The sequence below is a fragment of the Pseudomonas sp. WS 5079 genome, from assembly GCF_012985465.1.
Taxonomy (GTDB): domain Bacteria; phylum Pseudomonadota; class Gammaproteobacteria; order Pseudomonadales; family Pseudomonadaceae; genus Aquipseudomonas.
This window is the reverse complement of record NZ_JAAQWN010000011.1, coordinates 159,711-178,523: the sequence shown is the minus strand read 5'-3', so window position 1 is coordinate 178,523 and position 18,813 is coordinate 159,711. Positions and strand designations below refer to the sequence as shown.

General features: G+C 63.6%; 17 protein-coding genes. 8 read left to right on the top strand and 9 right to left on the bottom strand.

Translation table 11 applies throughout. The annotated features are described in order from the left end of the window. Positions 1-473: 473 nt before the first annotated feature. From HBO05_RS25220 to HBO05_RS25185, 8 genes are all read right to left on the bottom strand, one after another. Positions 474-1,541 carry an NAD(P)-dependent alcohol dehydrogenase gene (locus tag HBO05_RS25220; RefSeq protein WP_172314527.1) on the bottom strand — a complete coding sequence of 356 codons (1,068 nt, stop codon included), beginning with the start codon at positions 1,539-1,541 and terminating at the stop codon, positions 474-476. A gap of 225 nt (positions 1,542-1,766) precedes the next feature. After that, positions 1,767-2,273, bottom strand: coding sequence for a GNAT family N-acetyltransferase (locus HBO05_RS25215; protein ID WP_169954706.1), 507 nt, complete (start codon positions 2,271-2,273; stop codon positions 1,767-1,769). A 59-nt stretch (positions 2,274-2,332) separates the two neighbouring features. Next, on the bottom strand, positions 2,333-3,343 hold the full coding sequence (locus tag HBO05_RS25210) for a cysteine synthase family protein (protein ID WP_170043749.1): 1,011 nt from the start codon (positions 3,341-3,343) through the stop codon (positions 2,333-2,335). A gap of 37 nt (positions 3,344-3,380) precedes the next feature. Continuing rightward, the gene (gene hisC, locus HBO05_RS25205) at positions 3,381-4,502 is read right to left on the bottom strand and encodes a histidinol-phosphate transaminase (protein WP_172314526.1); all 1,122 of its coding nucleotides are present in this window, start codon (positions 4,500-4,502) and stop codon (positions 3,381-3,383) included. Between the two features lie 14 nt (positions 4,503-4,516). Further along, complete coding sequence (locus HBO05_RS25200) at positions 4,517-5,908, bottom strand: MATE family efflux transporter (protein ID WP_172314524.1); 1,392 nt, start codon at positions 5,906-5,908, stop codon at positions 4,517-4,519. Further along, positions 5,896-6,900 (bottom strand): hypothetical protein, encoded by a 1,005-nt coding sequence (locus HBO05_RS25195; protein ID WP_222932572.1) that lies wholly within the window; start codon positions 6,898-6,900, stop codon positions 5,896-5,898. Before HBO05_RS25195 ends, HBO05_RS25200 begins: the two co-directional genes overlap by 13 nt. A gap of 23 nt (positions 6,901-6,923) precedes the next feature. Further along, positions 6,924-8,270 (bottom strand): alanine racemase, encoded by a 1,347-nt coding sequence (locus HBO05_RS25190; protein WP_172314522.1) that lies wholly within the window; start codon positions 8,268-8,270, stop codon positions 6,924-6,926. A gap of 4 nt (positions 8,271-8,274) precedes the next feature. Then, the gene (locus tag HBO05_RS25185; protein ID WP_172314520.1) at positions 8,275-10,437 is read right to left on the bottom strand and encodes a TonB-dependent siderophore receptor; all 2,163 of its coding nucleotides are present in this window, start codon (positions 10,435-10,437) and stop codon (positions 8,275-8,277) included. Between the two features lie 174 nt (positions 10,438-10,611). Here HBO05_RS25185 and HBO05_RS25180 point away from each other — a divergent pair, with 174 nt between their 5' ends. Then, positions 10,612-10,980, top strand: a complete 369-nt coding sequence (locus tag HBO05_RS25180; RefSeq protein WP_169954798.1) for a cupin domain-containing protein — start codon at positions 10,612-10,614, stop codon at positions 10,978-10,980. Here the strand turns inward: HBO05_RS25180 and HBO05_RS25175 are convergent. Beyond that, the gene (locus HBO05_RS25175) at positions 10,977-11,540 is read right to left on the bottom strand and encodes an XRE family transcriptional regulator (RefSeq protein ID WP_169954712.1); all 564 of its coding nucleotides are present in this window, start codon (positions 11,538-11,540) and stop codon (positions 10,977-10,979) included. The genes HBO05_RS25180 and HBO05_RS25175 overlap by 4 nt on opposite strands. 92 nt (positions 11,541-11,632) lie before the next feature. Here HBO05_RS25175 and HBO05_RS25170 point away from each other — a divergent pair, with 92 nt between their 5' ends. From HBO05_RS25170 to HBO05_RS25140, 7 genes are all read left to right on the top strand, one after another. Beyond that, a complete protein-coding gene (locus HBO05_RS25170) occupies positions 11,633-12,532 on the top strand; it encodes a DMT family transporter (protein ID WP_170058431.1) in 900 nt (299 codons plus the stop codon). Between the two features lie 130 nt (positions 12,533-12,662). Beyond that, positions 12,663-15,590: a monovalent cation/H+ antiporter subunit A gene (locus tag HBO05_RS25165; protein WP_172314518.1), complete on the top strand. Its 2,928-nt coding sequence runs from the start codon at positions 12,663-12,665 to the stop codon at positions 15,588-15,590. Next, on the top strand, positions 15,590-15,934 hold the full coding sequence (locus tag HBO05_RS25160) for a Na+/H+ antiporter subunit C (RefSeq protein ID WP_005789164.1): 345 nt from the start codon (positions 15,590-15,592) through the stop codon (positions 15,932-15,934). The genes HBO05_RS25165 and HBO05_RS25160 overlap by 1 nt, the downstream gene beginning before the upstream one ends. Beyond that, positions 15,931-17,613, top strand: a complete 1,683-nt coding sequence (locus tag HBO05_RS25155; RefSeq protein WP_169954715.1) for a monovalent cation/H+ antiporter subunit D — start codon at positions 15,931-15,933, stop codon at positions 17,611-17,613. The genes HBO05_RS25160 and HBO05_RS25155 overlap by 4 nt, the downstream gene beginning before the upstream one ends. Continuing rightward, on the top strand, positions 17,610-18,098 hold the full coding sequence (locus tag HBO05_RS25150) for a Na+/H+ antiporter subunit E (RefSeq protein WP_170043741.1): 489 nt from the start codon (positions 17,610-17,612) through the stop codon (positions 18,096-18,098). Before HBO05_RS25155 ends, HBO05_RS25150 begins: the two co-directional genes overlap by 4 nt. Further along, positions 18,095-18,373 carry a K+/H+ antiporter subunit F gene (locus HBO05_RS25145; RefSeq protein WP_038440496.1) on the top strand — a complete coding sequence of 93 codons (279 nt, stop codon included), beginning with the start codon at positions 18,095-18,097 and terminating at the stop codon, positions 18,371-18,373. Before HBO05_RS25150 ends, HBO05_RS25145 begins: the two co-directional genes overlap by 4 nt. Then, positions 18,370-18,738, top strand: coding sequence for a Na+/H+ antiporter subunit G (locus HBO05_RS25140; protein WP_169954717.1), 369 nt, complete (start codon positions 18,370-18,372; stop codon positions 18,736-18,738). The genes HBO05_RS25145 and HBO05_RS25140 overlap by 4 nt, the downstream gene beginning before the upstream one ends. Positions 18,739-18,813: the final 75 nt, after the last annotated feature.

Sequence of the window (18,813 nt, the reverse complement as noted above, 5' to 3'; positions counted from 1 at the left end):
GATTCCCCTGTAGGAGCTGGCTTGCCTGCGATGACGCCCGAAAGAACACATCAGAGTATCTGGTATTCATTCGTCATCGTTAACGACCATCGCAGGCAAGCCAGCTCCTACAGGGGTACGCGTACGCTTCGATGATCAGGTCGGCTGTCAGGCCGCCTCGCTTAGCTTGTGAAGGCGCCCCGTTAAACCACGCTGGCCGTCATCCGATATTGATTTGGGGGTAACCCGGCAGGACGCCGGGTTAGCCGCGCTGGGCCAGGGATGGCCCATCGCGGCGGCCCCCCAAATCAATGTCGGATGACGGGCACACCGAGCCTAGGCGAGGTACCGAGTGGTGGGGCAAGAGCCCTTTTGGTTACTTTTGGCTGGGCCGGCACTCCGGGCTCTTTTCCAAAAGTGACCCGCCGTAAGGGTGGAACCAATAGCCGCCATGACCGCAGCAACGGATATGCACCCAAAAACCCAGCCCCACATCAGGCCGCCTGGATCTCGCGCTTGAGGCTATCCATGTCGATCACAAAGCGATACTTCACATCACCCTTGAGCATGCGCTCATAGGATTCGTTGATGGCCTGGATATCAATCATCTCAATCTGCGAAACGATCCCGTGCCGGGCGCAGAAGTCCAGCATGTCCTGGGTCTCCTGGATGCCGCCAATCAATGACCCCGCCAGGCTGCGGCGCTTGAAGATCAGGTTGAACACCGAGGGCGATGGGTGCGGGCTGTCCGGCGCGCCCACCAGGGTCATGGTGCCGTCGCGCTTGAGCAGGTTGAGGAACACATCCAGGTCGTGGGGCGCGGCCACGGTGTTGAGGATGAAGTCCAGGCTGTTGGCGACCTTGGCCATTTCGTCGGGGTTCTTCGACACCACCACTTCGTCGGCCCCCAGGCGCAGGCCGTCTTCGCGTTTGTTGGGCGAGGTGGTGAACAACACCACATGTGCGCCCATGGCATGGGCGATCTTCACCGCCATATGGCCCAGGCCGCCAAGGCCGACCACGCCGACTTTCTGCCCAGGGCCGACCTTCCAGTGGTGCAGCGGCGAATAGGTGGTGATGCCGGCACACAACAGCGGTGCCACGGCCGCCAATTGCGCCTCGTCGTGGGAGATGCGCAGGACGAACTGCTCCTTGACCACGATGTTGTCCGAATAGCCGCCAAAGGTGTTTTCGCCGCCAAACACCGGACCGTTGTAAGTGCCGGTAAAACCGTTCTCGCAGTACTGCTCCTCGCCTTCGGCGCAGGATTCACAGTGCTGGCAGCTGTCGACCATGCAGCCGACGCCGGCCAGGTCGCCGACCTTGAAGCGGCTGACATTGGCTCCCACCGCCGTCACCCGGCCGACGATTTCATGGCCCGGCACCGACGGATAGAGCGTGTTGTGCCACTCATTGCGCACGGTGTGCAGGTCGGAGTGGCAGACCCCGCAATAGAGGATATCGATCTGTACATCGTCGGCCCCGGGGGCGCGGCGCTCGAAGGTATAGGGCTTGAGGGCATCCTTGGCGTCACGGGCGGCGTAGCTGTAAGTCTTGGCCATTGCGGTCACCTCTTTGCGTCGACATTGAAGGTCAGTTGACCAGCATAGCCGCCCAAGCGTTCAACCGAAGTAAATCAGCGGTAGTTCAAACAAACACAGACCCTCTGTGGGAGCGGGCTTGTCGGATCGCCGCGAAGACGTCGGCCCAGCAAACATTGATGTTGACTGACCCACCGCTTTCGCGAGCAAGCCCGCTCCCACACAAGCCCACACACAAGGCCACGGTCAGTGAACCATCGCCCGGGTCACCAAAAAGCTCAGCAGTTGCGGCTCGTCATCCAGCTCAATGGCCTGCACCGGGCGCGGCAGGTTATCCAGTACGCTGCGCCAGAACGCCTGGGACACCTCGTCCTGGTCATAGAAGCGCACCAGCCAGTCGGCCTCGCCGCTGGTCAATACCTGGGTGGCCAGTGCTCGGCCTATGCCCTTGCGCCGATAGCGTTTCAAGATAAACAGGTCAGCCAGTTCCAGCGCGTTGATCCCCGGCAGTTCGCTGCGCTCGATCAGCAGGAATCCGGCGATGTAACCATCCACCAGCAGTAGATTGGCGCTCCATTGCGGGTCTTGCCAGTAGCGCGACAGGTGTTCTTCATGGATGTAGAAGCGGCCGTCCTGTTCGACGTCCTCTTGCTCCCAATCCGAGGATTCATAGGCATAGAACTGGTAGAGATTGCAGATCAGTTCGGCCTGTTCAGGGCCGGTCTGGATCAGTTCGACAGTGGTGTCACTCATGGCGGGGCTCACGCGGGCGGGGCGCCACAGTAGCGAAGGGTGGCGCCCCAGGCAAGCCGCTAGGCCTGCTGCTTGAGCAAGGGCTGCGCGCCCAACCACTGTCCCAGTTCGCGATGCACCTGCGGCGCCAGCAGTTGCCGGTCGGCCATCCATTGGTCGTTGAACACGGTGTCGAGGTACTTTTCGCCGCCATCGCACACCAGTGCCACGATCACGCTGTGGGCCGGCGCGTGCCGCGCCTCGCGCAGGGCCTGGTAGACCACTCCACCTGCCGAGCCGCCAAGCAGCAGGCCGTAATGCCGTGCCAGGTAGCGCGCGGTTTCAAAGGCCTGGGCATCACTGACGGTGAGGCCTTTATCAATCAGTTCGTAGTCGACCACGGCACCGATTTCCGCGCCCTCCGGGGTGCCGGTGCCGGACTGGTGATACGGCGCCCCGGGGCCGCCGAAGATCACCGAGCCGCAGGGCTCGACACCGATCACTTGCAGGCCGTGGGCATGGCGTTTCAACGCACGCGCGGTGCCGCACAGTGAGCCGCCGGTGCCCACGGCGCCCACCAGGTAGTGGATTTCAGCGCCGAGCACCGCACGCAGTTCCGCGGCCAGTTGCGTGTAGCCGTTGGCATTGGCCGGGTTGTGATGCTGGCGGGTCCAGTAGGCGCCCTGCTCCGTGGCGATACGCTCGGCGGTGGCATCGCGGTCGGCGGTGGCCAGCCCGCTACCGGGGTCGCCGACCCGCACCAGTTGCGCACCAAAGGCTTGCATCGCCCGCAGTTTGTCGGGGCTGGCGTGTTCGTCAACCACGGCGGTGAAGCGATAGCCGCGCTCGGCGGCCAGCAGCGCCAGGCCCAACCCGGTGTTGCCTGAGGTCGACTCGACAATCCGCCCACCCGGCTTGAGCTGCCCGCTGGCCTGCGCCTCGTCGAGCATTTGCCGGGCCATGCGGATCTTGGCGGTACCGGTGGGGTTGAATTGTTCCAGCTTGAGCAGCACGCAGCTGCCGTTTTCGGTGACGCACAATTTGAGCAGCGGCGTATCGCCGATCAGTTCGGACAGGCAACTCTTGATCATGACAACCTCTGGGCAGTATGAAAAACCGGCTCGGCGCTTACCCGGCCAGGGCCGCGACGGCGCGTTGCAGGCTGGCGAGAAACGCCTGGTTTTGTTGGGCCAGGCCCAGGGACACGCGGATAAAACCGGTGTACCCCGGCTCGCGCCAGGCCTTGACGATGATCCCGTCCTTGAGCAGTTCGTCGACCACTTCCAGGGCGTTGCAGGCGGTGTCGATAAACAGGAAATTGGCCTGGGACGGCGCCACGCGAAACCCCGCCGCCTGCAACCCTTCGGTCAGCCGCTGGCGCTCGATGGCGACAAATTCTCGACTGCGCGCCACGTGTTCCTGATCGAGCCAGGCGGCCTTGGCGGCCTCCTGGGCCGGTTGATTGACGTTGTATGGCGTGCGCACCCGGTGCAGCGCATCGATCAGGCTTTGGTGCGAGGCAATGCCATAGCCGATCCGCAGCCCCGCCAGCCCATACGCCTTGGAGAATGTGCGCAGGACGATCCACGGTCGCGACTGCGCACCGAGGATCGCCAGGGCATCGGCGCCCTGCTCGACGAATTCGAAGTACGCCTCGTCGATCACCAACAAGGTGTCGGGATGGGCGGCGGCGATCAGTGCCGTCAGCTCAGCGCTGGACAGTGCGGTGCCCACCGGGTTGCAGGGGGTGCTCAGCATCAACAGCTTCGCCGGTTCCTTGAGGGCCGTGGCCCAGGCGTGCAGGTTGAAGCTGAAATCCGGGTTGAGCGGCACCTTGTCCAGCATCGCGCCCATCATCAACGGCAGGCTTTCATGCAAGCTGAAGCAGGGTTGCTGGGTGACCACCCGGTCCTGGGGATCGAGCAGCGCCAGGCACAACAGCTCGAGGATATTTTCCGAGCCATTGCCGAGGATGATCCTGGCCGGATCCACATCCAACTGCCCGCCGATCAGGTGGCGCAACGCCCGGCCAGTGGGGTCGGGGTAGCGCTCCAGCCCTGCCCCGCCCTGGCGTGCGAGCATGGCCGCGGCAGCCGGCGACATGCCCAGCGGGTTTTCGCAGTTGGACAGCTTCGTCACCATTGGCGTACCCATCTGGCGTGGGTCGGCGCCCGGGTCATACAGGGGCAAGCGCCGCACACTGGGCCGCACCAGCGCCGCGATGCGCTGTGCGGGGTTGTCTTGATGCATGGAACACCTCCTAGTCATGACAGTGCGATAGCGCCCGCGCGATCCAGCGCGTTGAGTTGGCGTTCAAACGAAACAATCAGCAGCAACGCCGTGGCCGCCAGGCCTATCGCCAAACCGGCCCACACGCCAAAGATCCCGTAGGGGCTGACAATGCCCAGTAACCAGGCAGCGGGCAGCCCCACCAACCAGTAGCCGAACAGGGAAATGCGCAGTGGCCCCGCCGTATCGCCGATGCCGCGCAGGATGCCGTTGCCGATGTTCTGGCTGGCGTCGAACACCTGCAGGACGATGGCGATCAACAAACCGGTGGTCGCCAGACGCACCGCATCCAGGTTGTTGGCGTGTTCGGTACTGATGAACAGGCCGATCACCTGTTCGGGCAGCAGTGCGTAGGGAATGGCAAACAGCAGCATGACTAGCAGCCCCAGCCCCAGACCCAGGCGCCCCAGCTGCCGCGCGCGTTGATACTGCCCGGTGCCGCAGGCGTCGCTGATGTGGATCGAGGCGGCATGGGAGATACCCGCCGAAAACATGAACACGATGTAGATGATCTGGTTGAGCACGGTCTGCGCCGCCAGCGCTTCCATGCCCAGGGTGCCGATCAGCAGGGTCAGCACACTGAAGAACCCGGCCTCGCTGGCATAGGTCCCGGCAATCGGCAGCCCGAGCTTCCACACCGCCTTGATCGCCGCCGGCGAAAAACTCAGGTGCGAAAGCTTGAAGTAACCGGCCAGGCGCCGATGGGTCAGTACCACCGCGAAGAACATCAGGAACGACAGCAGGAACACCACGGCGCTGGTGATCGCCACCCCCGCCAGCCCGTAGGCCGGGACGCCGAACTTGCCGAACACCAGCACGTAGTTCAGCGCCGCCGTGAGGAAGATCGACACCAGGGTGATCGCCAGCAACGGCCCGGGGAATTTCAGGCCCACGGTAAAGTGGCGCAGCGCCTGAAACCACAGGCAAGGCAGCAGGCCGGGAGCAATGATCAGCAGGAAATCCATGGCATTGGCTACCACGCTGGCATCCTGGCCCAGCCAGGTCAGCGGCTGGCGCAACCCCAGCAACACCCCCATAAACACCAGGCCACTGACGGTCGCCCAGAACAGCCCCGCCACCAACAGCGCCCGCACCCGGGCTTCATCGCCCTGGGCATTGGCCTGGGCCACCAGGTTGCTGACGCCGGTGACCAGGCCGGTGCCGGTGGTGCGCAACTGGTTGAACAGCGCGATGGCCAGGCCACCGGCGGCCAGCTCCTTGGCACCCAGCATGCCGAGCACCACGATGTCGATGGTGGTCAGGGCCACGTAGGCCAGGTTGGTCAGGATCAGCGGCAACGCCAGCAACAGCAGGGCCCGGCTGTCGGCGCGCCAGGCGCCGGGTTGTGCGGCAGTCAGGCCGACCATAGTTGGACCCTCTGCCCACGGTTCTGCGCCAGGGCGCGGTCGGCCATCAGGCGGCCGAGGGCGACGTCAGTCACCACCATGCCGCTGTTGTAGGCGAACACCACATCGCTTGGATCGCGACGTGCGGGCGCCAGGCCCAGGAGAATGTCCGGCAGTTCGGCGTCTACCTCGGGCAGGCTGCCGTCGGCGGCGGCCAGGTCGGCGCTGGTGACTTGCATCTGCGCGGTGTCGGTGGCGATTAGGTAATCGGCGCCGTGCAGCACGTCGGCGTCGATGCCATAGCCGACCAGCACCGCCACGGCGCCCGGCTTGAGCCACGCCCGCTGCACTTGCTGGCGTGCCGAAAGCCCGGCCACGCCAAGGATGATATCGGCCTCGCCCGCCGCCGCCGGCAGGTCATCGACCACGATCACCTCGCGCAGCGGGTAGTGTTTGCGCAGGGTGTCCTGCACCGCGCGCAGGCCCTCGGCGTAGTGCCCGTAGACATACAAACGCTCCAGGTCCGGCATGGCCGCGAGCAACATGGGCAACGCCACCTGGCCCTGCACGCCGGTACCGACCACCAGGGCACTGCGGGCATCCGGGCAGGCGGCCCGGGCCATCAGCGCCGAGGTGGCCGAGGTGCGCAGCGGGCCGAGCTTGACCACGTCCATCAAGGCAATCGGGCGGCCGGTGCGGTCATCACACAGGAAGATAAACGAGTGGAACTGATAGGCGTCGCGAGCGCGCTGCGGGTCATGCTCGTAGACCACCTTGAAGCCCACGGTGTGGCTGGCGCCATCGCGGCCGACCATCGAGTAGCTGATGGAGTGGCGGTCCGCAGGTTCGACAATGGTCTTGAGCGGGTTCTGCGAGTCGCCGCTGCGCAAGGCCTTGTACGCCTGCTCGACCACCTGCAGCACTTCACGGTAACTCACCCCCAGGTCTTCGAGCGCAGCCTGGGGCAGCACCCATAGGTCGGCGGGGGCTGCGGGTTTATTCAAACTGTTCACTCGGGGCTCCTTGTTGAATGCGCTCAAGCCAGGCTGTCCAGCTTCCAGCGCAGGTAGGGGTTACGCAGCTCCAGCACCACTTTGTGTGGCAATGGCGCTTCGTGAAACGGCGACTCGTTGGAATCCATCTGATAGCCGGCGGTATTGAGGTAGATAAGCAAGTCACCCGCCTGGATCGGGTAGTCGAAGGCGACTTTGCGCCAGGTCAGCATGTCCGACTCCAGGCAGGTGGACCCGCCAATACACGCGACAAACGGCGACCGCGGCCGTGGCGAGGCCGGCACCAGCAGCGGGTCGGGCAAGAATTCGCTGTTGAACCACTGCTCGGAGAGGTTGAAGCTGCTGCCCTGCACGGTGACCTGGGCATAGCCGTCGCAGGCCGTGCGGTCCTTGACGCCCTGCACGCGGAACACGCTGATACCGGCCTGGTCGAGCAAGGCGCGGCCGGGTTCGATGATCAGCCGCACGCCCTGTTCGATGACCTTTTGCGCCAGGCTCAGGCCGGGGCCCACGGGCGTGGCGAGGACATCGTCAAGGGCCTCGGCGCCGGCGCGTGGCGCACCATAGGGATAGAAGCCGGCGAAGCCCTTGTCGCTGTGGTAGCGCTCGGCGCAGTCCTCGGCCATAAACGCCTGCCACTGCGCCGGGTCGACATAGCGCACGGCAAAGCCACCGCCCAGGTTGACCGTGCGGCAGTCGTCCAGCTCACTGGCCTGGCACAGGTCGACCAAGTGGCTGGCGACGTGCGCACGCTGCGCGGTGTCGTAGCCACCAAGGTGAAAGGAAAAGCCTTGCAGATCCAGGTTCGCCACATGCTTGCGGCAAAACACCAGGGCCTGGTCACACTCCCGTGGATTAAGGCCGAAGCGGCTGTGGAGCTGGCTGGCAGGGCAATAGCGCAACAACAGGCGCGCCCGTTGGCGCAGGGATAACGCCAATTGCTGGATACGCAGCAACTCCTCCAGCGAATCCACCGCCAGCAGGCACTGGTGACTCAAACTCAACCCAAGCAATTGATCGCTTTTACGCGGCCCGGACACGCCGATCTCACGGCCGGCCACCCCGCCCGCCAGGGCCTTTTGCAGCTCGCCGACGCTGGCCACATCCAAGCCAATCGCACATTGCGCGCAGGCCTGGGTAAAGCAGTTGGCCTTGTTGGCCTTTTTGGCAAACAGCAGGCTGCCGCGCACCTGGGCCTGGGTAAAGCTGTGCTGGAAGGCTTCGACATTGGCGTGAAATACCTGCGGGCACAGCAAGTGCAGCGGCGAGCCAAGGCCATCGACCAACTCGGTCAAGGTACCCGCGTGCCGCTCAAGCAGGCGCTCGACCCACAGGTGGCGCAGGCCGGGCAATGAGCTGGAATACGTCATGGTTCTAGAACTCGAACTTGGCCGACAGGAATACTTCGCGCTCGCGCCCCACATCCAGCCCGCCCTGGTAATAGGCGCTGGCGTAGTAGTACTTGTTGGTCAGGTTCTTGCCGTGCAGGCGGTAGATCACCGGGGTATCCGCCAGTTTCGAGCGGTAGCTGATACCGGCGTCGAGCAAGGTGTAGCTGGGGATGTAGCCGCTGTTCTGCGCATCCACCGGGCGGCTGCCGACGTAGCTGACGGTGCTGTCCAACGACAGGCCGGGCACAGCGGCCACGGTGTACAAGGCACCGACCGCGCCTTTCCACTTGGGCACGCTTTCGGTGCGTTTGCCGTCCACGGTGACGTCATCCACATCTTCCATGCGCGTGGCCAGGTAGGCGGCGTTGGCGCTGAGGGTCAGGGCGTCGGTGACGCGATTGGACAGGGTCAGCTCGGCGCCACGGTGGTGGAATTCACCGTTGCTCACATAAGTGTTGCTGGTGTTCAGGTAACTGGCCTTGCGCCGGATATCGAACACCGCCAGGCCCAGGTTCAGGCGATCATTGAGGTCCAGCTTCAGGCCCACCTCGTATTGCTGGGACTCGATGGCGTCGGTGGGCTGGTTGGCGTTGGTCGCGTTATAGGGGGCGTAGTCACCTTTTTCAAAGCCTTTGGAGTAGCTGACGTAAGTCATCACGCTGTCCCAGGGCCGGTAGATCAGCGCAGCGCTGGGCACGAATACGTTATGGCTTTGCGAAGGTGCGATGGCCGAGAGTTGATCCGCGCGGTACCAGATATAACGCCCGCCGAGCATCACCTGGAATTGCTCGGTGAGGGAAATCAGGTCGCTGGCAAAGACCGAGGTTTCCTTGATGGAAGACACAAAATCGGTGGGCCGTTCCGGGCCGAAATGCCACTTGGGCGGATTGACCGGGTGGCGGATATTGCCCACCGATACATCACCGATGCCGATGCCGGGAGTGCCGCTGTCCACCGAATCCCAGAACGGGCTGACGTCCTTGAACTGCTTGTAGCCGGTGCCGAAGAACACGTCGTGATAGATGTTGCCGGTGGCGAATTTGCCGGCCAGGTACGACTGCAGCGACCAGGTGCTGAACACTTCGCCACGGGACACGTAAAAGTCGGCCGAGCCGATATCGCCGTTGGGCTTGATCCCGAACAGGTCGTTATAGCCGCCGTGGCGCTCGACCCGCGAGTAGTTGCCCTGGGTCACGGAGGTCCAGTTGTCGTCCAGTTCGTACTCGAACTTGGCGTCGAGGTTAGCGCCTTCGGTCTGGTGGCGGAACCAGGAGCCGGTCAACAGATCGCGGCGATTGACCTTGGGCGGCAGCACATAGCTGGACGGGTCCAGCGGGTTGGCGCGACCACTCTGGTCGGCACGCAGCAACGGGTCGGAGACCGTGGACTTGCGCGACCAGTCGGCATTCAGTTGCAACAACGCGCGGTCGCTCAGACGCAAGTCGGTGGCCAGGCCGATAAACTTGCGCTCCATGTCGCGGGCATGGTCGAAGTCGCCGTTTTTCTCGTAGCCGGCATTCAGGCGATAACCAAAGGCGCCATCGTTGAACGAGTCGCTGGTATCAATCGCCACGTAGCGGCCGAGCAACGAGGAGCCTTGCACGCTGACATTGAGCAGCGGCTCCAGGGTCGGGCGCTTGAGGATGTAGTTGATGGTGCCGCCCGGTGAATTGAAACCGTAGAGGAAACCCGACGGGCCCTTGAGCACGTCGATGCGCTCGACGTTTTCCAGGGGCACGTCGTGGTGCGGGGCCAGGGTCAGGCCATCGCGGCGGATGGTGTTGAAGTTGTCCATGGCAAAGCCGCGCAGGCGGAAGTTGTCAAAGCCGCTGCCGCCCGACGAACTGAGCACCGAAGGGTCGAGGCTCAGCACATCCACGGCGGTGCGTGCGGAGCTGTCGACGATGGTCTTGCTGGAGTAGCTCTGGATGGCCAGGGGGATCTCCATGGCATCCTTGGCGCCGAAGCCACCGGCGTTGACTTCCAGGGCCTTGTTCAGCGGCGCACTGACCCGCGTGGCTTCAAGCTCGGTGACCGACTCTTCACGTTCCAGCGCCGCGACGGCGGGCAAGCCGGTGAGCGAGGACATCAGGCCTACTGCCAACAACGTCGAAAACCCTGGAGCTACACCGTGCAACTGGTTCATCTGCAATCCCTTGAGCCGAAAAAAAACGTATCGACCTCAAGCCCGGCAACACTTGAGAATCGATCTCAAGGGATACAATATAACGTTTCTTTTAACCTGACAATCGCACGATCATTCAATACCCGCTCTCACGTGGCACTTAATGTCAGGCTTCGATCACCTGAGATGACTGCCATGCCCTCCTACACCGCCATCAACTTTGCGCAAAAATACAGCCTGTTCAGCGAGCAATGGACACCCAAGGTCATCGCGCAGATGAACGACTACCAATTCAAGGTGGTGAAGATCGAGGGGGATTTTATCTGGCACAGCCACGCGGACACCGACGAGACCTTTATCGTCCTCGAAGGCGCGCTGCGCATTGATTTTCGCGATGGCGCGGTACAGATCGGCACCGGCGAGATGTTTGTGGTGCCCAGGGGCGTCGAGCACAAACCGTATGCCGACGGCGAGGTGAAGTTGCTGCTGGTCGAACCCTGCGGCGTGTTGAACACCGGCAATCAGGGCGGCGAGCGGACCCAGCAGAATGATGTGTGGATCTAGATCACCACGTTGCGGATAAAGCGCACCGCCACTGGGCCCTCATTGCGATAGGCATGGGGCTGGTGGCTGGGAAACATAAAGAACTCGCCGGCGGCGATGGTGGTTTCGACGTCATCCACTACCAGGGTCAGGCTGCCCTCGAACACGAACAACTGCTCGCTCCAGCCTTCCAGGTCTGGGTCCGGGCAATAGCGATCGCCCGGTTCCAGGCGCCATTCCCATAGCTCCACCTCACGCCGGGCGGTGGCCTTGGCCAGCAATACGGCCTTGCTGCCATCGATCTCACCGGCCCAGGCCAGTTCGTTGATGCGGCTGTGGTCACGGGCGTCGGGGGCCTGGATCAGGTCGCTGAAGGCCACGTCCAGGGCTTCGGCCACGCGGTCGAGGGTGGACAGGCTGACGTTCTTTTCACCCGCCTCGATGGCCACCAGCATGCGCCGGCTGACCCCGGACTTTTCTGCCAGGGCTGTCTGGCTCAGTTCGGCGGCGTGGCGCAGGCGTCGAACGTTCTGGCTGACGTGCTGCAGGACCGAGGCCCGTTGCGGATTTTCTTTGTGCACTATATTGCTCACTTGGTGGGGTTGCGCAGTATACTGCCCAGCTGCGGCGCATTGTGCGTTCCGCGCCCTTCCTGTGCAAGACCAGAGCCGCCATGACCACCTCGACCGCCTCCCCATTGTTTTCCCGCTTCAGCAAAGCCGAATGCGTGCTGGTGCTGATCACCATGATCTGGGGCGGCACGTTTATCCTGGTGCAACATGCCATGACCGTCAGCGGGCCGATGTTCTTCGTCGGCTTGCGCTTTGCCGCGGCGGCACTGGTGGTCGGCTTGTTTTCCCTGCGCAACCTGTGTGGCCTGACACGTTTTGAGCTCAAGGCCGGCGTGTTTATCGGCACCGCGATCATGTTTGGCTACGGCCTGCAAACCATTGGCCTGCAGACCATCCTCAGCAGCCAGTCGGCGTTTATCACCGCGCTCTACGTGCCCTTTGTACCGCTGCTGCAATGGCTGGTGCTGGGACGGCGCCCGGGGTTGATGCCGAGCATTGGCATCATGCTGGCCTTCGCCGGCCTGATGCTTTTGACCGGACCGGCCGGCGCATCGTTGAATTTCAGCCCCGGCGAAATCGCCACCTTGATCGGTGCTATCGCAATTGCCGCCGAAATCATCCTGATCAGCGCCTATGCCGGCCAGGTGGATGTGCGCCGGGTGACCGTGGTGCAACTGGCCACCGCCTCGTTGCTGTCGTTCCTGCTGGTAGTGCCCACGGGCGAGGCATTGCCGGACTTTTCCTGGGTACTGCTGTTCAGCGCCGTGGGCCTGGGCCTGACCAGCGCGGTGATTCAACTGGCGATGAACTGGGCGCAGAAAAGCGTCTCGCCCACCCGCGCCACCCTGATCTATGCCGGTGAACCGGTGTGGGCCGGGATAATCGGGCGGATTGCCGGCGAGCGTTTCCCGCCGATTGCCATGCTCGGCGCGGTGTTGATTGTGGCGGCGGTGATTGTCAGCGAGATAAAGACGCGGGAGCAAAAGCCCGTTTCCCTATAGGAGCCGGCTCCTACAGCGCGACAGATAGGGGTTTTCGGTCCATCTTGTAGGATCCTGCCACAGGTTGCCGTTTGGTAATCCGGTTTCCGGCACGTATGATGCATCCCAAACCACCGCAGATTAGAAGCCTATGTCCCTGATAGTTCTACTGCTTCTGCCTTTCATCGGCAGCTGTCTGGCGGCCTTGCTGCCGCATAACGCACGTAATACTGAATCCCTGCTGGCCGGCCTTGTGGCTCTGGTCGGTACCGTACAAGTCGCCCTGCTCTACCCCCAGATCGCCGACGGTGGCGTGATCCGCGAAGAATTTTCCTGGCTGCCCAGCCTGGGCCTGGACTTTGTGTTGCGCATGGATGGCTTTGCCTGGCTGTTCTCGATGCTGGTACTGGGCATCGGTAGCCTGGTGTCTTTGTACGCCCGCTATTACATGTCGCCGGATGATCCGGTGCCGCGTTTCTTCGCGTTTTTTCTGGCGTTCATGGGCGCGATGCTCGGGTTGGTGATCTCCGGCAACCTGATCCAGATCGTGTTTTTCTGGGAACTGACCAGCCTGTTCTCGTTCCTGTTGATCGGCTATTGGCACCACCGCTCCGATGCGCGCCGGGGGGCCTATATGGCGCTGATGGTCACCGGTGCAGGCGGGTTGTGCCTGCTGGCGGGGGTCATGCTGCTCGGCCATGTCGTCGGCAGTTACGATCTGGACCAGGTGCTCGCCGCCGGTGACCAGATCCGTGCCCACTCCCTCTACCCCATCCTGCTGACGCTGATCCTGATCGGTGCCCTGAGCAAAAGCGCGCAATTCCCCTTCCACTTCTGGCTCCCCCACGCCATGGCCGCACCGACACCCGTGTCGGCCTACCTGCACTCGGCCACGATGGTGAAGGCCGGCGTGTTCCTGCTGGCCCGCCTGTGGCCCTCGTTGTCGGGCAGCGAAGAGTGGTTCTGGATGGTCGGCGGTGCCGGCGCCCTGACCCTGTTGCTCGGCGCGTATTGCGCGATGTTCCAGAACGATCTCAAGGGCCTGCTGGCCTACTCCACTATCAGTCACCTGGGCCTGATCACCCTGCTGCTGGGCCTCAACAGCCCGCTGGCCGCCGTCGCCGCCGTGTTCCATATCCTCAACCACGCTACGTTCAAGGCCTCGCTGTTCATGGCCGCGGGCATCATCGACCACGAAAGCGGCACCCGCGATATCCGCAAGCTCAGCGGCCTGGTGCGCCTGATCCCGTTTACCGCGACCCTGGCCATGGTCGCCAGCGCCTCCATGGCCGGGGTGCCGTTGCTCAACGGCTTCCTGTCCAAGGAAATGTTCTTCGCCGAGACGGTATTCATCTCCTCGACCCAGTGGGTGGAAATCGCCCTGCCGGTGATCGCGACCATCGCCGGCACCTTCAGCGTGGCCTATGCCTTGCGCTTCACCGTGGATGTGTTCTTCGGCCCGGCCGCCACCGACCTGCCGCACACGCCCCACGAACCGCCACGCTGGATGCGCGCACCGGTCGAGTTGCTGGTGTTTACCTGCCTGCTGGTGGGGATCTTCCCGGCCCAGGTGGTCGGTTCGATCCTCGCCGCTGCCGCCCTGCCGGTGGTCGGCGGCGTGTTGCCCCAGTACAGCCTGGCGATCTGGCACGGCTGGAACGCCCCGATGATCATGAGCCTGGTGGCCATGACCGGCGGCGTGGTCCTGTACCTGCTGCTGCGCAAGCAACTCAAGCGCGGACGCTTCAAGTACCCGCCGATCATCAGCTACTTCAACGGCAAGCGCATGTTCGAGCGCTGCCTGGTGGTGATGATGCGTGGCGTGCGCAAGGTCGAGAAACGCATCAGCACCAAGCGCCTGCAGACCCAATTGTTCCTGCTGGTGCTGGTGGCGGTGATCGCCGGGATGATCCCCATGTTGGGCACCAGCCTGAGCTGGGGCGACCGGCCGAAGATCCCTGGCTCCATCGTGTTCGTCACCCTGTGGCTGCTGGCGATTGCCTGCGCCCTGGGCGCCGCCTGGCAAGCCAAGTACCACCGGCTGGCGGCCCTGACCATGGTCAGCGTGTGCGGCCTGATGACCTGCGTGACTTTTGTCTGGTTCTCCGCGCCGGACCTGGCGCTGACGCAACTGGTGGTCGAGGTGGTGACGACGGTATTGATCCTGCTGGGCCTGCGCTGGCTGCCACGGCGGATCGAAGAGGTCTCGCCACTCCCCAGTTCGTTGCGCAAGGCGCGCATTCGCCGCTTGCGCGACTTGCTGCTGTCGACCGTGGTCGGTGGCGGCATGGCGCTGTTGTCCTATGCGATGCTCACCCGCCAGACCCCCAACGATATTTCCTCGTTCTACCTCAGCCGCGCCCTGCCTGAAGGCGGCGGCAGCAATGTGGTGAATGTGATGCTCGTGGACTTCCGGGGCTTCGATACCCTGGGCGAAATCACCGTGCTCGGCGCCGTGGCCTTGACGGTGTATGCGCTGCTACGGCGCTTCCGCCCGCCCAAGGAAAGCGAGCAACTGCCCGCGCAACAGCGGCTGTTGGCGCCGGACGTGGACACCGACCTGGTCAACCCACGCCAGGCCAGCGACACCGCCCTGGGCTTTATGATGGTGCCCGCGGTGCTGGTGCGCCTGCTGCTGCCGATTGCCCTGGTGGTGTCGTTCTACCTGTTCATGCGCGGCCACAATCAGCCGGGCGGCGGTTTTGTCGCCGGGCTGGTGATGTCGGTGGCGTTTATCCTGCAATACATGGTCGCCGGTACCCAGTGGGTCGAGGCGCAGATGAACCTGCGGCCGATGCGCTGGATGGGCTTCGGCCTGTTGTCGGCAACCTTGACCGGGCTTGGCGCGCTGTTCTTCGGCTACCCGTTCCTCACCACCAGCACCCTGCACCTCAGCTTGCCGGTGCTGGGCGACATCCATATCGCCAGCGCGCTGTTTTTTGACGTGGGTGTGTACGCCATGGTGGTCGGCTCGACCCTGCTGATGCTCACCGCCCTTGGCCACCAATCGGTGCGGGCCCATAAACCCGGCAACCAGGCGAAAGCCGCCGCCACGCCACCACAAGGAGCTGCTGCCTGATGGAAGAAGTCATCGCAATTGCCATTGGGGTCCTGGCGGCCTCCGGCGTCTGGCTGGTGCTGCGGCCACGGACGTTCCAGGTGGTGATGGGCCTGTGCCTGTTGTCCTATGGGGTCAACCTGTTCATCTTCAGCATGGGGAGCCTGTTTATCGGCAAGGAACCGATCATCAAGGACGGTGTGCCCCAGGACCTGCTCAATTACACCGATCCCCTGCCCCAGGCCCTGGTGCTGACGGCGATTGTGATCAGCTTCGCCATGACCGCGCTGTTCCTGGTGGTGCTGCTGGCGTCCCGGGGACTGACCGGCACTGACCATGTGGACGGCCGGGAGCCCAAGGAATGAGCTGGATGAACCAACTGATCATCGCGCCGATCCTGCTGCCGTTGCTGACCGCTGCGCTGATGATGATGCTGGGCGAGAAACACCGCCCGCTCAAGGCCAAGATCAACCTGCTGTCGAGCATGACCGGCCTGGGCATCGCGATGTTGATGCTGTACTGGACGCAACAAGGCGGCCCCGCCTCCATCGGCGTCTACCTGCCGGGCAACTGGCAGGTGCCGTTCGGCATCGTGCTGGTGGTGGATCAACTGTCGGCCCTGATGCTGGTGCTCACCGGGATCATCGGCGTCAGCGCCCTGCTGTTCGCCATGGCCCGCTGGGACCGCGCCGGCACCAGTTTCCATGCGCTGTTCCAGATCCAGTTGATGGGCCTCTACGGTGCCTTCCTCACCGCCGACCTGTTCAACCTGTTCGTGTTCTTCGAGGTGCTGCTGGCCGCGTCCTACGGCTTGATGTTGCACGGTTCGGGCCGGGCGCGGGTGTCGTCGGGGCTGCATTACATCTCGATCAACCTGCTGGCTTCGTCGCTGTTCCTGATTGGTGCGGCGCTGATCTACGGGGTCACCGGCACCCTGAATTTCGCTGACCTGGCGCTCAAGATCCCGCTGGTCCCGCAAGCCGATCGCGGCCTGCTGCATGCCGGCGCGGCGATCCTCGCCACCGCGTTCCTGGCCAAGGCCGGCATGTGGCCTTTGAACTTCTGGCTGGCGCCGGCCTACTCCTCGGCCAGCGCGCCGGTAGCGGCGATGTTTGCGATCATGACCAAGGTCGGCGTGTACACCGTGTTGCGCCTGTGGACCCTACTGTTTTCCGGGCAAGCCGGCGCCTCGGCGCTGTTTGGCGGCGACTGGCTGGTGTACGGCGGCATGGCCACCATCCTCTGCGCCGCCCTGGCGATGCTCGCCGCCCAGCGCCTGGAGCGCATGGCGAGCCTGAGCATCCTGGTCTCGGCGGGCATCCTGCTGTCGGCGGTAGGCTTCGCCCAGCCCAGCCTGACGGCCGGCGCGCTGTTCTATCTGGTCAGCTCGACCCTGGCGTTGAGCGCGCTGTTCCTGCTGGCCGAACTGGTCGAACGCTCGCGCTCGGCCAACGAGCTGCCCCTGGACGATGAAATCGAAGTGTTGCCACGGCCAGTCGAATCCCTGCACCCGCCCAAGGGCACCAACCTGGACGATGAGCAAAAGGCCGTGGTCGGCCAGGTCATCCCGTGGACCATGGCGTTCCTGGGCCTGAGCTTTATTGCCTGCGCCCTGCTGATCATCGGCATGCCGCCGCTGTCGGGGTTTATCGGCAAGCTCAGCCTGCTCAGCGCGCTGATCAACCCGCTGGGCCTGGGCCAGGCCGTGGATGCGCCGATTCGCCCGGCAGCCTGGGGCCTGGTGGCGTTGTTGATCTTCTCGGGCCTGGCCTCGCTGATCGCTTTTGCGCGCCTGGGCATCCAGCGCTTCTGGACCCCAGAAGAGCGGCCCTCGCCGCTGCTGCGCCGCTTTGAGTGCATCCCGATCTTCGTCTTGCTTGGCCTGGCGATTGGCCTGACCTTCAAGGCAGAAATGCTCATGCGCTTTACCCAGGACACTGCCGCCAGCCTGAACAACCCCGAGCACTACGTCATGGCCGTCATGGCCACGCGCCCGGTGCTCAGCCCGCAAGCCCAGGCCGCCGCCGTGGAGGTGCAGCCATGAAGCGCCTGTTCCCTGCCCCGTTACTGTCATTGGCGTTGTGGGTGCTGTGGCTGGTGCTGAACCTGTCGATCAGCCCCGGCAACCTGCTGCTGGGGGCGCTCCTGGGCCTGCTCGCGCCGCTGATGATGGCGCCGCTGCGCCCACTGCCGGTGCGTATCCGCCGCCCCGGGGTGATCATTGGCCTGTTCTTCCTGGTCGGGCGCGATGTGATCATCTCCAACCTGCACGTGGCGTGGGGCGTCTTGACCTGCGGTACACGGCCGCCGCGCTCGCGCTTTGTCAAAATCCCCCTGGACCTGCGTGACGCCAACGGCCTGGCGGTGCTGTCGATGATCACCAGCGTGACCCCCGGCACCGTGTGGTCGGAACTGGCCCTGGACCGCAGCATCCTGTTGCTGCACGTGTTCGACCTGGATGACGAAGCGCAGTTTATCGAGCACTTCAAGCAGGCCTACGAACGGCCCCTGATGGAGATCTTCGAATGAGTGCCCTGCTCGCCAATGCGATCCTGTTGAGCCTGTTCCTGTTTTCCCTGGCCATGGTCCTGACCCTGGTGCGCCTGTTCAAGGGCCCCTCGGCCCAGGACCGGGTCCTGGCCCTGGACTACCTGTATATCCTGGCGATGCTGATGATGCTGGTGCTGGGCATTCGCTATGCCAGTGATACCTACTTCGAGGCGGCGCTGCTGATTGCGCTGTTCGGCTTTGTCGGCTCGTTTGCCTTGGCCAAATTCCTGCTGCGTGGTGAGGTGATCGAATGATCAATGTCAGTGAACTGCCACTGTGGGTGGAAATTATCGTGGCGATCCTGCTGCTGCTCAGCAGCCTGTTTGCGTTGATTGGTGCGCTCGGGCTGTTGCGGATGAAGGATTTTTTCCAGCGCATGCACCCACCGGCGCTGGCTTCGACCCTCGGCGCGTGGTGCGTGGCGCTGGCGTCGATTATCTACTTCTCGACCCTCAAGTCCGGGCCGGTGCTGCATGGCTGGTTGATCCCGATTTTGCTGTCGATCACCGTGCCGGTAACCACCCTGTTGCTGGCGCGCACGTCGTTGTTTCGCAAGCGCATGGCGGGGGAAAATGTACCGGCCGAGGTCAGCAGCCGCAGGGCTGACAGCGGTAGCTGATCCCTCTGAATGTACGCGGTAAACAATGTGGGAGCGGGCTTGCTCGCGAAAGCCGTGGGTCAGTCAACATCAATG

Coding starts and splice junctions, on each gene's coding strand:
- HBO05_RS25210 (WP_170043749.1), bottom strand. CDS start 3,343: ATGATCAAGAGTTGCCTGTCCGAACTGATCGGCGATACGCCGCTGCTC.
- HBO05_RS25180 (WP_169954798.1), top strand. CDS start 10,612: ATGCCCTCCTACACCGCCATCAACTTTGCGCAAAAATACAGCCTGTTC.
- hisC (WP_172314526.1), bottom strand. CDS start 4,502: ATGCATCAAGACAACCCCGCACAGCGCATCGCGGCGCTGGTGCGGCCC.
- HBO05_RS25220 (WP_172314527.1), bottom strand. CDS start 1,541: ATGGCCAAGACTTACAGCTACGCCGCCCGTGACGCCAAGGATGCCCTC.
- HBO05_RS25150 (WP_170043741.1), top strand. CDS start 17,610: ATGAAGCGCCTGTTCCCTGCCCCGTTACTGTCATTGGCGTTGTGGGTG.
- HBO05_RS25200 (WP_172314524.1), bottom strand. CDS start 5,908: ATGGTCGGCCTGACTGCCGCACAACCCGGCGCCTGGCGCGCCGACAGC.
- HBO05_RS25170 (WP_170058431.1), top strand. CDS start 11,633: ATGACCACCTCGACCGCCTCCCCATTGTTTTCCCGCTTCAGCAAAGCC.
- HBO05_RS25160 (WP_005789164.1), top strand. CDS start 15,590: ATGGAAGAAGTCATCGCAATTGCCATTGGGGTCCTGGCGGCCTCCGGC.
- HBO05_RS25215 (WP_169954706.1), bottom strand. CDS start 2,273: ATGAGTGACACCACTGTCGAACTGATCCAGACCGGCCCTGAACAGGCC.
- HBO05_RS25145 (WP_038440496.1), top strand. CDS start 18,095: ATGAGTGCCCTGCTCGCCAATGCGATCCTGTTGAGCCTGTTCCTGTTT.
- HBO05_RS25155 (WP_169954715.1), top strand. CDS start 15,931: ATGAGCTGGATGAACCAACTGATCATCGCGCCGATCCTGCTGCCGTTG.
- HBO05_RS25185 (WP_172314520.1), bottom strand. CDS start 10,437: ATGAACCAGTTGCACGGTGTAGCTCCAGGGTTTTCGACGTTGTTGGCA.
- HBO05_RS25165 (WP_172314518.1), top strand. CDS start 12,663: ATGTCCCTGATAGTTCTACTGCTTCTGCCTTTCATCGGCAGCTGTCTG.
- HBO05_RS25190 (WP_172314522.1), bottom strand. CDS start 8,270: ATGACGTATTCCAGCTCATTGCCCGGCCTGCGCCACCTGTGGGTCGAG.
- HBO05_RS25140 (WP_169954717.1), top strand. CDS start 18,370: ATGATCAATGTCAGTGAACTGCCACTGTGGGTGGAAATTATCGTGGCG.